At 69.3% G+C, this 12,030-nt stretch carries 10 protein-coding genes and 1 pseudogene; 5 read left to right on the top strand and 6 right to left on the bottom strand.

Annotated elements, in window-relative coordinates; translation table 11 throughout:
* Nucleotides 1-416 precede the first annotated feature (416 nt).
* Entirely contained in the window at nt 417-1,319 is a 903-nt protein-coding gene (locus tag ADL01_RS12540; protein WP_053742034.1) for an SAM-dependent methyltransferase, read from the top strand.
* Nucleotides 1,320-1,322: 3 nt separating this feature from the next.
* Nucleotides 1,323-2,543 carry a PLP-dependent aminotransferase family protein gene (locus ADL01_RS12535; RefSeq protein WP_053742035.1) on the top strand — a complete coding sequence of 407 codons (1,221 nt, stop codon included), beginning with the start codon at nt 1,323-1,325 and terminating at the stop codon, nt 2,541-2,543.
* Between the two features lie 40 nt (nt 2,544-2,583).
* On the opposite strand, the gene ADL01_RS12530 is transcribed toward ADL01_RS12535, so the two are convergent.
* A complete protein-coding gene (locus tag ADL01_RS12530; protein ID WP_053742033.1) occupies nt 2,584-3,378 on the bottom strand; it encodes a DUF4253 domain-containing protein in 795 nt (264 codons plus the stop codon).
* A 385-nt stretch (nt 3,379-3,763) separates the two neighbouring features.
* Between ADL01_RS12530 and ADL01_RS12525 the strand changes: the two genes are divergently transcribed.
* Nucleotides 3,764-4,120: a DUF805 domain-containing protein gene (locus ADL01_RS12525; protein WP_053742032.1), complete on the top strand. Its 357-nt coding sequence runs from the start codon at nt 3,764-3,766 to the stop codon at nt 4,118-4,120.
* An 88-nt stretch (nt 4,121-4,208) separates the two neighbouring features.
* On the opposite strand, the gene ADL01_RS12520 is transcribed toward ADL01_RS12525, so the two are convergent.
* Nucleotides 4,209-4,700 (bottom strand): hypothetical protein, encoded by a 492-nt coding sequence (locus ADL01_RS12520; RefSeq protein ID WP_053742031.1) that lies wholly within the window; start codon nt 4,698-4,700, stop codon nt 4,209-4,211.
* A 150-nt stretch (nt 4,701-4,850) separates the two neighbouring features.
* Nucleotides 4,851-6,623 (bottom strand): arginine--tRNA ligase, encoded by a 1,773-nt coding sequence (gene argS / locus ADL01_RS12515; RefSeq protein WP_053742030.1) that lies wholly within the window; start codon nt 6,621-6,623, stop codon nt 4,851-4,853.
* Between the two features lie 139 nt (nt 6,624-6,762).
* On the opposite strand from argS, the gene ADL01_RS12510 reads away from it, so the two are divergent.
* Together ADL01_RS12510 and lysS are read left to right on the top strand one after the other, a co-directional pair.
* Nucleotides 6,763-6,945, top strand: coding sequence for a hypothetical protein (locus ADL01_RS12510; protein WP_053742029.1), 183 nt, complete (start codon nt 6,763-6,765; stop codon nt 6,943-6,945).
* 204 nt (nt 6,946-7,149) lie between these two features.
* Nucleotides 7,150-8,901: a lysine--tRNA ligase gene (gene lysS / locus ADL01_RS12505; RefSeq protein ID WP_053742028.1), complete on the top strand. Its 1,752-nt coding sequence runs from the start codon at nt 7,150-7,152 to the stop codon at nt 8,899-8,901.
* A 207-nt stretch (nt 8,902-9,108) separates the two neighbouring features.
* On the opposite strand, the gene ADL01_RS12500 is transcribed toward lysS, so the two are convergent.
* From ADL01_RS12500 to ADL01_RS12490, 3 genes and pseudogenes are all read right to left on the bottom strand, one after another.
* Entirely contained in the window at nt 9,109-10,521 is a 1,413-nt protein-coding gene (locus ADL01_RS12500) for a DUF2637 domain-containing protein (protein ID WP_199834812.1), read from the bottom strand.
* Nucleotides 10,522-10,600: 79 nt separating this feature from the next.
* On the bottom strand, nt 10,601-11,548 hold the full coding sequence (locus tag ADL01_RS12495) for a hypothetical protein (protein ID WP_053742026.1): 948 nt from the start codon (nt 11,546-11,548) through the stop codon (nt 10,601-10,603).
* Between the two features lie 136 nt (nt 11,549-11,684).
* Nucleotides 11,685-12,030, bottom strand: a pseudogene (locus ADL01_RS12490) (DUF3558 domain-containing protein); the annotation flags it as partial.

Here is a 12,030-nt window from a genome sequence, read left to right as displayed (position 1 = left end):
GGTGGGGGCGGGGGCGCGTCTCGCGGCCGTTGATGATGGGCCCTCGTCTCTTACGCCCTTGCCGTCCTCGCACGCCGTGAGTGTGGTGAGCGCGACCAGCGCGGCCGCCGTGGCGGCGAGCAGACGCGTACGGGACGTGCGTACGGACATGGGTGTGCCCTTTCCGGCGGGGGGAGGGGTGCTGCAACAGCTTGTGGCGTGAGCCGTCCCAGCACCACGGTTTGTCGGGAATCTGGGACGCCTGTTCGTTCAGTGGGCTGTTGACCTGTGGTTATGTCGTCCCGTTCGGACGTGGTCCGGGACGCTCGGAGGTCCGTTCGGGGTGGCTGGACTGGCGATTTTCGAATTTTGAGCATCAACTGCGGTCGGCGGCTAGGTTGTTGTCTGTACCCCCAGGCTCCCCAGGGAGAGGCCACATGAGCGGCGATGCTCTCAGTCAGGACCCCGCCCAGCTGAGAAGGAGGATCGACAGCACCAAGGCCCACCCGGCCCGGGTCTACGACGTCTTCCTCGGCGGCAAGGACAACTACCCGGCCGACCGCAACGCGGCGGCCGCCGCGCTCGCCGCCAATCCGCGCGGTTACCTGGACGTCCGGCACAACCGCGACTTCATGCGTCGTGCGGTGACGGCGATGGCGCGGGAAGAGGGCATCCGGCAGTTCCTGGACATCGGCACCGGACTGCCCACGCAGGACAACGTCCACCAGATCGCCCAGCGCATCGCCGCCGACACCCGGGTCGTGTACGTCGACAACGACCCGATCGTTCTCGCCCATGCGCGCGCCCTGCTCACCAGCGGGCCCGAGGGCCGCACCGACTACATCGACGCCGAACTGCGCGACCCGGCCCAGATCCTCGACCAGGCCCGCAAGACCCTCGACTTCGACCAGCCGATCGCGCTCGTCCTCGCGGCAGTCCTGCACTTCGTGGCGGAGCCGGAGGCGTACGACATCGTGCGGGAACTGGTCGACGCGTTGCCGTCCGGCAGCCGGCTCGTCCTCAGTCACCTCACCGAGGACCTGAACCCCGAGAAGATCCGCGCGGTCCAACGGACGTACACCGAGCGCGGGTTCACCTTCGAGCTGCGTTCCCGGGCTGACGTGGAGCGCTTCTTCGAGGAGAGCGGGCTCACCCTCGACGAGCCGGGCGTCGTGCCCGCCCACCACTGGCGTCCCGACGGTGGCGCGCCGGTCCCGGAGGCGGTCGAGGCCGCGTACTTCGAGTCCCTGGACGACATCGAGAAGGTCCGGTACCGCGACATCAACGACGTCACGGACGCGGACATCAACGTGTACGGGGCGAGTGGACGTAAGGGCTGAGTGATGGTCACCTCTGCCTCTGCATCTGCCTCCGCCTCTGCTTCCGTGCCCGCGCTCGCCGCGCGGGCACGTGCCGTCGGCGGGTCGGCCGTACGGGACATCCTGGCCGTCACCGCCCGGCCCGAGGTGATCAACTTCGCGGGCGGGCTGCCCGCACCCGAGCTGTTCGACGCGGAGGGCGTGGCCGCCGCGTTCCGGGACGTGTTCGCGGACACGCCCGCGCGCGCCCTGCAGTACGCCACGACCGAGGGCGAGCCGACCCTGCGCGAGGCCCTCGCGACACGGCACACCCGGCGCGGTCTGTCCACCGACGCCGGCGACCTCCTCGTCACCACCGGCTCCCAGCAGGCGTTGTCGCTGCTCGCCACGGCACTGATCGAGCCCGGGGACGCCGTCCTCGTCGAAACCCCGTGTTATCTCGCGGCACTTCAGGTGTTCGGGCTGGCCGGCGCGCGGGTGATCGCCGTACCCGGGGACGAGGACGGGATCGATCCGGTTGGGCTGGAGGAGCTGGTCGTCCGGCACCGGCCCAAGCTGCTCTACACCGTGCCGACCTTCCGGAACCCGACCGGCCAGACCATGCCGGTCGAGCGCCGGGCCGCCGTGGCGGAGGTGGCGGCGCGGGTCGGGGTGTGGATCGTCGAGGACGATCCGTACGGCGAACTGCGCTTCGAGGGTGAGCGTGTGCCGTGGATCGCCTCCTGTCCGGGCGCGGAGGACCGTACGGTCCTGCTCGGCTCCTTCTCCAAGGTCATGGCGCCGGGGCTGCGGCTGGGCTGGCTACGGGCACCGGCAGAGCTACGGCGCGCGTGTGCCGTCGCCAAGCAGGCGGCCGACCTGCACACCCCCACCGTCAACCAGCTCGCCGCCGCCCGCTACCTGGGCAACCGTGACCTCGACGCCCATGTGCGGCGCGTGGCCCGCGTCTACGGGGAGCGGCGCGACGCCATGCTCGACGGCATCGGCGCCGCGCTTCCGGAGGGCTCGACCTGGACCCGGCCCGAGGGCGGCATGTTCCTCTGGGCCCGGCTCCCGGAGGCCTACGACACCGGTGCCTTGTTCCGTGGGGTGGTGGAGCGTGGCGTGGCGTACGTGCCCGGGGCGCCCTTCTTCGCGGGTGAGCCGGGACGGGCGGACCGGGCGACGATGCGGTTGTGCTTCGTCACCCAGACTCCGGACGAGATCAGGGAAGGGTTGCGGCGGTTGGGGGCGGGGCTCCGGTAACCGGGCCCGGCAGTAGTCGTATCGGAGGGGGGTCAGTCCCTCAGTCCCACCAGAAGGACCACGTCTGCTTGGCCAGCAGTTCGTGTTCGGCGTATGCGCGCAGGGTGGTGTGGGCTCCCTGCGTGATGTTGTCCGGGCAGAACGCGAAGTGCTCGGCGGCTATCGCCTCGGCCTCGGCGAGAGTGGTCGGCGGGGCAGCCACCGACAGCACCAGCTGGTTGAAGGTGAGCGCCAGGACCCGTAGGCCGAAGCGGTCCTCCCAGGAGCGGAGTACCGCGCAGAGGCGGGCCGTGTCGCTCTCGTAGTTCGCGGGGCCCGACCAGCCGATGGCCGCCGGGACATCGGCGGAACGGCGCGCGGGGACGAGGGCGAGGCGTGGCTCCTTGAAGGAGGAGCCGGGGGAGAGGAACGAGTCGGCCAGGTGGGCGGCCAGGAGGTCGGCCTGTTCGGCGTCGGTGCCGACGGTGGCCGGGGCCAGGCCTGGCCAGTCGTCGTCCTCTGCCGCGTACTCCTCCCAGAAGCCCGTGAGGATCTCCTCGGGGTCGTGGTCCCCGGGGTACGAGGTGTCGGCGGGCATCAACTCCCAGTCCTGCGGCCCGCCCTGGCCGCCGCCCACTTCTATGACCACGGGGACGAGCCCGGCGGCCCGGTACGCGTCCTGGTGCGCGGCCCAGTCGCCGGGGGCGGAGGGCGCGTCGGCATGCCAGAGGAGGGGCTCGTGCCACGGGCCGTCGTCCGTGGCGTCGATCAGTCTCCCGGCGGGGAGTGCGAGACCGAGTGTGCTGCCGGTCGGGTCGGCAGCGAGGTGGGGCAGCGGATTGGGAAGTGTCGCCATGCCCGTAACCGTAGGGCCTGCCACTGACGGGCCCAAGCGCGAGAAACGGCTGCTCAGCGCGCAACGGTTCGAGATCGTTCCGGTGTCGGCGCGGCCTCGAAGTTACGGCGGACCGGCGAAGAACTGGCAATGAACCCGCCACGGTTCGGCGGCCGGAGGGCCTCGGCGCGGTGAACGGCCCGTGTCGGCGCCCCGCCATTGATGATCTTGCGTTGATCTGTCCTGAAATCGACGCCCACAGGCCGTCGTCGGCTCTGTGCGGTGAGCGGATTAATGCCCCTGACTTGCGACGATTAACCCTATTGACGAATTCCGGCCAGTGTCCGTAACTTCTCCCTCTGGCCTGATCCGCTCGGTTGGCCCAATTTTTCCCTGGGGGGAAGTTATGAACTATTACCTCGACGTGCTCAAGAAGTACGTGGTGTTCAGCGGTCGTGCGCGCCGCCAGGAATTCTGGATGTTCGCGCTGTTCAACATCATCGTCAGCATCGTGCTGATGATCGTCGACAGCTTCATCGGCGCGCAGATCTTCGGCACCGTGTACGCCCTGGCTGTCCTTCTGCCCAGCCTGGCTGTCGGTGTACGCCGACTGCACGACACCGGCCGTTCGGGCTGGTGGATCCTCCTCGGACTCTTCCTGCTCATCGGCTGGGTCGTGCTGGTGGTCTTCTACTGCATCGAAGGCGAGAAGGGCGACAACAAGTACGGCAGCGACCCGAAGCTCGCCCCCTCGCACGTCTGACGTTCGCGCCGAGGGCATCGTCCCCGTGCCCTGGCCGCCCGGCTCCGCCGGGCGGCCTTCGGTGTTCTCAGGGGTGGGCCGGGCGGACTCAGGCGGTGTACACCCTGCCCTGCTTCACGACGTAGTGCACCGGGGCGGAGCAGCCGATGGACGGCGTGACCAGCAGGCTCACCGTGATCGGCGCCGGCTCGTGGCTCGAGGTCGAGAACTCGCAGACAGCGCCCTTCCCGCCGAGCGGGTACCAGTACCACCCGCCGGGGTCGCCCACGGTGACCAGGTCGGTCTCCTTCCAGGCGCCGTTCTTCTGCTGGTAGACCTGCAGTTCCACGGTGGCGGCGTACTCCGACGACCGCACCGCGGTCAGCGTGTACTTGTAGTCGCTCCCGAGTACGGACGAGGCGACCAGCTTCTTCTCCGGTGCCGCGGCGGTCTTCGCGGCCGTCGAGTTGGCTGTGGCGGTGGACGCCACGGCGCCGGTGGTGCCCAGGGTGGCCACTGTCAGGAGGGCCAGGGCGGCGGTCGTGACACGACGGCTGCGGCTGGGGTTGTGGGTGCGGTGGAGGTTACGGACCAGGTTCATTTGTTCCCCCGTGGAACGAGTTGTACCGAAAGGTCAGGTTGTTCCCTACGGTACTGAAGACTCGTTCCACGGCTTCTTGGTTCCCGTGACTCTCCCGGAAGCCGGGTGCCCGTTCGTCTCGGGTACCCGGCTTCCGTATCGCTGCGACGGTCAGAGGCGCTCAGGCGTCCTGATGCCCAGCAGGACCATGCCCTGGTGCAGCGTCCTGGCCGTCACGTCGCACAGGAACAGGCGGTTCTCCACCTGCTGTGCCGACTCCGCCTTCAGGACCGGGCACTTGTCGTAGAACGTCGTGTACAGCGACGCCAACTGGTACAGGTACGCCGCCAGCTTGTGCGGGGCGTACTCCGTCGCCGAGTCCGACACCGTCTCCGCGAACGCGTCCATGTGCAGGGCCAACGCCCGCTCCGCCTCGGCCAGTTCGAGCTCCGGGTGCGGCTGCGGGCGTACCTCGCCGGCCTTGCGCAGGATCGACTGGATACGGGCGTACGCGTACTGGAGGTACACGCTCGTGTCGCCGTTCAGCGAGACCATCTGGTCCAGGTCGAACTTGTAGTCCCGGCTCGCCGACGTCGACAGGTCCGCGTACTTCACCGCGCCGATGCCCACCTGGGCGCCGCGCTCCGCGATGTCCTCCTCGGAGAGCTGACCCAGGGCGTCCTTCTCGCGTACGACCGTCGTCGCGCGGTCCACTGCCTCGTCCAGCAGGTCCACCAGGCGTACGGTCTCGCCCTCACGCGTCTTGAACGGCTTGCCGTCCTTGCCGAGGACCGTGCCGAAGGCCAGCTGGTACGCCTTGACGTCCTCGTCGTTCAGCCAGCCCGCCCTGCGCGCCGTCTCGAAGACCATCTTGAAGTGGAGCGACTGCCGGGCGTCGACCACGTAGATCAGGCTGTTCGCCTTGAGGTTGAAAACGCGGTCGCGGATCGCCGAGAGGTCCGTCGCCGCGTAGCCGTAGCCCCCGTCCGTCTTACGGACGATCAGCGGGACCGGGTTGCCCTCCGGGCCCTTGATGTCGTCGAAGAACACGCACAGGGCGCCCTCCGAGCGGACCGCCACCCCGGACTCCTCCAGGAGGCGGCACGTCTCGTCGAGCATGTCGTTGTAGCCCGACTCGCCGACGATGTCCGCGTCCCGGATCTCCATGTCCAGCTTCTCGAAGACGGAGAAGAAATAGATCTTCGACTCGTCGACGAACTTCTGCCACGTGGCGAGGGTGTGCGGGTCGCCGGCCTGGAGGTCGACCACCCGGCGGCGGGCCCGCGTCTTGAACTCCTCGTCGGAGTCGAACAGCTTGCGGGCGGCCTTGTAGAGACGGTCGAGGTTCGACATCGCCTCCTCGCCGCTCACCTGGGTGTCCTTGTGGTCCAGCTCGTGCGGGTGCTCGTCCAGGTACTGGATGAGCATGCCGAACTGGGTGCCCCAGTCGCCGATGTGGTGCCTGCGGACCACGTTCTCGCCGGTGAACTCCAGGATCTTGACCACCGCGTCGCCGATCACGGCGGAGCGGAGGTGGCCGACGTGCATCTCCTTCGCCACGTTCGGCTGGGCGTAGTCGATGACCGTCGTGCCCGGGTGCTCCACGAACGGCACGCCGAGGCGGCCGTCCGCGTCCGCGTACCGCGCCGCGAGGTTCTCGGTGATCGCCTTGTCGGTGAGCGTGATGTTCAGGAAGCCGGGGCCGGAGACCTCGATCTCCTTGATCACCTCGCCGGACTCCACCTGGGCGACGACCTGGGTGGCCAGCTCCCGGGGGTTGGCCTTGGCCTTCTTCGCCAGGGCCAGGATCCCGTTCGCCTGGTAGTCCGCCCGGTCGCTGCGTCGCAGCAACGGGTCCGCGTCGGCGGCCTCCGGCAGGGCAGCCGAGAGGGCGGACGCGAGGCGCTGCTGGACAGAAGCGGTGAGGGACGTGACCGAGGCCATAGGAGTGAGTGCCGTTCTCCTCGTGGGGATGGATAGACACGCTCAGTATCCCATGGGGGGTAAAGCGAATTTTCGGCGCTCGGCGCTCGGGACCGGGGCGACTGACCGGGGCGAATGACCGGAGCCTGGAGTGGCGCCATTGTTCGTCGAACGGGCGCCCTTCACCGCAGACGGCGCCGGAGGCGATACGGGGCTTGACGACGAGGTCGGCGGCGAAGGCGCCGTCGTCCGACACCGTGCGCTGCGCGATCGTCACCAGGCCGACTCCACGGCTTCGGGCAACCGGCTCTACGACCAGTACATCAAGGTGAACTTCGGCTGATCCGGACCTGACCGACCCCGATCCTCGTTCTCAGGGTCCTCAGAGTCCTCAGGGTCCTCCGGTCCAGTGTTCTCAGTTCCCTGTCACCGCCGTGACGGGGCACTGAAAAGCCGTTTTCGTGGTTCCGGGCCCACCTGGGAGAATGGGCCGGTCAGCCGTCCGACCGTACCGGCTGGCCTTGAGGAACTCTCAGACAAAGAGGACGTGCCGATCGTGGCTCAGAGCACCGAGACCACCGACTGGGTCTCCCGTTTCGCCGATGAGGTCATCGAGGAGTCGGAGCGCCGAGCCCCCGGGAAACCCGTCGTCGTCGCGTCCGGACTGTCTCCCTCCGGGCCCATCCACCTCGGGAACCTGCGGGAAGTGATGACCCCGCATCTGGTCGCCGACGAGATCCGGCGCCGGGGCCACCAGGTCCGGCATCTGATCTCCTGGGACGACTACGACCGGTACCGCAAGGTGCCCAACGGTGTCGACGGGGTGGACTCCTCCTGGGCCGAGCACATCGGGCGGCCGTTGACCGCCGTACCCGCGCCGAAGGGGTCCGCGTACTCCTCCTGGGCCGAGCACTTCAAGGCCGCGATGGTCGACGCGCTCGCCGAGCTCGGTGTCGAGTTCGACGGGATCAGCCAGACGGAGCAGTACACGTCGGGTGTCTATCGCGAGCAGATCCTGCACGCCATGAAGCACCGGGGCGACATCGACGCCATCCTCGACCAGTACCGGACCAAGAAGGCTCCCGGCAAGAAGCCCCAGCAGTCCCAGAAGCCCCTCGACGAGGCCGAGCTCGAGGCCGCCGAGGGGTCCGGGGCCGCCGCTGAGGACGACGGGAGCTCCGGGTCCGCCGGGTACTTTCCGTACAAGCCGTTCTGCGGTGGCTGCGGCAAGGACCTCACCACCGTCACGGCCTACGACGACGACAGCACCGAACTGACGTACACCTGCACCGCCTGCGGGTTCTCCGAGACCGTCCTGCTGAGCGAGTTCAACCGCGGCAAGCTGGTCTGGAAGGTCGACTGGCCGATGCGCTGGGCGTACGAGGGTGTCGTTTTCGAGCCCAGCGGCGTCGATCACTCGTCTCCCGGGTCCTCGTTCCAGGTCGGCGGGCAGATCGTCGGCAGCATCTTCGGCGGCAAGCAGCCGATCGGGCCCATGTACGCCTTCGTCGGCATCAGCGGCATGGCCAAGATGTCCAGCAGCAAGGGCGGCGTCCCCACGCCCGCCGACGCGCTGAAGATCATGGAGCCGCAGATCCTGCGCTGGCTGTACGCCCGTCGGCGGCCCAACCAGTCCTTCAAGATCGCCTTCGACCAGGAGATCCAGCGGCTCTACGACGAGTGGGACAAGCTCGACGCCAAGGTCGCCGACGGTTCCGCTCTCCCGGCGGACGTCGCCGCGCACTCGCGCGCGGTGCGTACCGCCGGGGGCGAACTGCCGCGTACGGCGCGGGCGTTGCCGTACCGGACGCTGGCCTCCGTCGCCGACATCACCGCCGGTGCCGAGGACCAGACGCTGCGGATCCTGAGCGAGCTGGACCCGGCCGATCCGCTGGTCTCCCTCGACGAGGTGCGGCCCCGGCTCGACAAGGCCGAGGCCTGGATCAACACCCAGGTGCCCGCCGACCAGCGGACCGTCGTACGGCAGGAACCCGACGTCGAGCTGATCAAGTCCCTCGACGACCAGGGGCGCCAGTCGCTGCGGCTCCTCCTGGACGGCCTCGCCGACAACTGGTCACTGGACGGACTCAGCGACCTCGTCTACGGCGTGCCCAAGGTCCAGGCCGGCTTCCCCGCCGACGCCACGCCCAAGGAACTCCCCGCCGAGATCAAGGTCGCCCAGCGCACGTTCTTCGCGCTGCTGTACCACCTGCTCGTCGGCCGCGACACCGGTCCGCGCCTGCCCACGCTGCTGCTCGCGGTGGGGCAGGAGCGGGTGCGGGTGCTGCTGGGGGAGTAGGCCGCGGGATCCGCCGGTTCCGCTGGATCCGTTCCGCTGGATCTGCTGGACACGTGGGGGCGTCTTGGTGTGGTTTGCCGGGCGCCCCCTTCGTCGTAAGAGCACACACGCCGACACCCCATGCCGACACGAAGACGGGGCGCCCGGTGAACTCCGGGAGCCCCGTCCTTCGTACAGGGAGGGTTGAAGGATGACGGAAGAACGTCTCTACGCGATGTGGTCGTCCTGGAGTTCCGCCGTGTGGCGGTTGGTGAAGCGGTTGACCATGCGGTCGGCGTCGCGCTGCGGGAGCGTGGTGCCGTACGTCGCGTCCACGTCGTCCCGGAACTGGGCCGAGGTCGGGTAGCTGCCGTCTATCGACTTCTTGAAGACCTGGTAGTAGTCCTCCTCCGTCGGCTCCGTGCCGCCGCCCGCGCCCATTTCACGGGTACGGCCCGGACCGGCCGGGATGGGGAAGGTACCGGTGTCCTCCGGAGAGGGCTCCGGTTCGGCCGGCGCTGCCTCGTCGTACTGCTGCTGCGGGAACATCCGTTGCTCGAAGCGCTGCTGCTCGAACCGGCGGCGCTCCTCGAACCGTTGCTGCTCCTCGTACTGCCGCTGCTCCTCGAACTGCTGACGGGCCTCGTACTGCTCGGCCTGCTGCTGCTCCGCGTACCACTGGGCGTCCGCGGGTTCGGGGTCGTACGTCGGGTCGTAGCCGCCCTGGTACGCGATGGCCCGGGGGTCCCGCGCGTGGAGCCAGGGGTTCTGGGGCTCGGCGACGTCCGGCTGGTTGGAGGGTTCGCCGCCCTGGGGAGCGGCGGCCTGCTCCTGGGCCGGCGCCGCGTTGTTGTTCTGTACGGCGGGTGTCGCTGCCTCCGGTGTACGACTGGCCGCGACCGCCTCGGCCGCCTCCAACGCGGGCTGCGGGGCCGGCGGCAGCAGTGCCGGTTCGATGCCCGCCGCCGCGAGGCCCGAGGGGGCCGTCTCCGCGAGGGGGACGCCGAAGCGGGCCAGGCGCAGCGGCATCAGGGACTCCACCGGGGCCTTGCGCCGCCACGCGCGGCCGAAGCGGGCGTGCAGGCGGGCCTGGTAGACCAAACGTTCCTGCTCGAGCTTGATGACCTGGTCGTAGGACCGCAGCTCCCACAGCTTCATCCGGCGCCAGAGAAGGAACGTCGGCAGGGGCGAGAGGAGCCAGCGGGTCAGGCGGACGCCTTCCATGTGCTTGTCCGCCGTGATGTCGGCCATCCGGCCGACAGCGTGCCGGGCCGCCTCCACCGCGACCACGAACAGCACCGGGATGACGGCGTGCATACCCACGCCCAGCGGGTCCGGCCAGGCCGCCGCGCCGTTGAACGCGATCGTCGCCATCGTCAGCAGCCACGCCGTCTGGCGCAGCAGCGGGAACGGGATCCGGATCCAGGTGAGGAGGAGGTCCAGGGAGAGCAGGACGCAGATCCCCGCGTCGATACCGATCGGGAAGACGTAGCTGAAGTTCCCGAAGCCCTTTTTGATCGCCAGCTCACGGACGGCGGCGTACGACCCCGCGAAGCCGATCCCGGCGATGACGACCGCACCGGCGACGACCACGCCGATGAGAACCCGGTGCATTCGTGTCAGCTGCAGTGGCGCGGCCACCCGTACTCCCCTCCCAGTGCGTGTTGTTGCGCGCAACAGGGTGGCACATGTGTGCGGCGTACGTATTGCCGAGGCAAGGTCAGCTCTTCTTCGACGCGGAAGGGGAGGGTGAGGAGGTAGGTGAGGAGGACGGCGGCTTCGTCGGGGACGCGCTCGGCTTCGCCGACGAACTGGCCGACGAGGTCGGGGAGTTGGCCGGATCGGGCGCGGCCGCGCCACCGTCGCCGTTCGCCGACGACACCTCCGCGACGGCCTCCTTGGCCGCCTTCACCGCCGCTTTCGCCAGACCGTCCGCGCTCGGCGTCTTCTCGCCCGCGAGCCCGGCACCGTTGTAGTCGAGGGTCACGACGACGTTCTCCACCCGGACCACGACCGTCTGCTGCCGGAACGACCCCTCCTTCTTCTTCAGGTCGTAGCGCACCGACGTCGCCTCGTCGCCCGCCCCGGCCACCGGCTCCGAACGCGTGTTCTTCGCGCCCTCCGCCGACTGCGCGTCCTGCACCTGGCTCTTGTAGTACGCCCCCGCCAGCTCCTCGGCGGAGCCGCGCGTCGCGGTCGACTCGAACCGCAGCAGCGACACGTTCAGCCAGCGGAACTGGGAACCCTTCACACCGTTGTTGAGCAGGCTCGTCCAGGAGCAACTGCCGCGCGTTCCCGTGTCGTTGGACGACCCCTCCTTGCCCGACTTCACACCCTTCGGGACCAGGTCCTTCAACGTCTTCTCCGACAGCACCGCACACGGCTCCGGCAGCTTCCGGTACGCCGCGGCCTGCACGGTCGGCGACGCGCTCACGGTCTCGCCCGCACCGGCCTCCGGCGTCGCCTTCGCCGCGTTGTCGGCGGAACCCGCTTCCGCCCCGGCGCCGGATCCCGAGTCCGAACCCGAGGAGCAGCCGACGGCCGCGAGGAGAAGAACGGGAACGGCGGCAAGGGCGGCGAGGGCGTGCTGCCGTCGCTTCGTCGTCACTACGGCGGTCCGGCTGCGCTGGTCTCGCTGTGCGGGTCGGTGCATGGTTCCTTCACTCATCGCGCTGTGGTTCCTGCGGCTCTCGGTTCCTGCGGTCGGATCGGGTCCGAGGGGCCACGGTACGCGGTGAGGGGCGCCCGCGGTCCTGGTTCGCGCCCTTCATGGACGGCCCGAACGACGGGACCAGGGCCGCGTATCAGTCGAACGCGCCCGCGAGCCGCGAGGCCAGTTTCAGCGCCCTGTCCTGCATTTCCTCGCTGTCCGGCACGCCGTCGAGGGTCGTTGGCTGCTCGACGTACTCGATCGTCACGATCACGTTGGACGTGCGGAACGCCACAGTCACCGTGCGCTGCTGGGCCGTTGAACCGGCCCCGCTCAGCTCGTCGTCGAGGTACGCCTCGTCGCCGAGCCCGTCGAGGAGACGGGGCTGGATGTCGGCGGCGGACGCGGGGTCGGCATCCGGGGCGCCGGCCGAGGCGGTGGGCGAGGAGACGGAGGCCGAGGCTGCGTCGGTGGGGTTGGTGGCGGAGGAGGACGGGGAG

It is taken from the genome of Streptomyces sp. NRRL WC-3618, from assembly GCF_001280005.1.
In the GTDB taxonomy this organism is placed as follows: Bacteria; Actinomycetota; Actinomycetes; order Streptomycetales; family Streptomycetaceae; genus Streptomyces.
The sequence above is the reverse complement of the archived record's forward strand: the minus strand, read 5'-3'. Positions and strand labels throughout refer to the sequence as shown.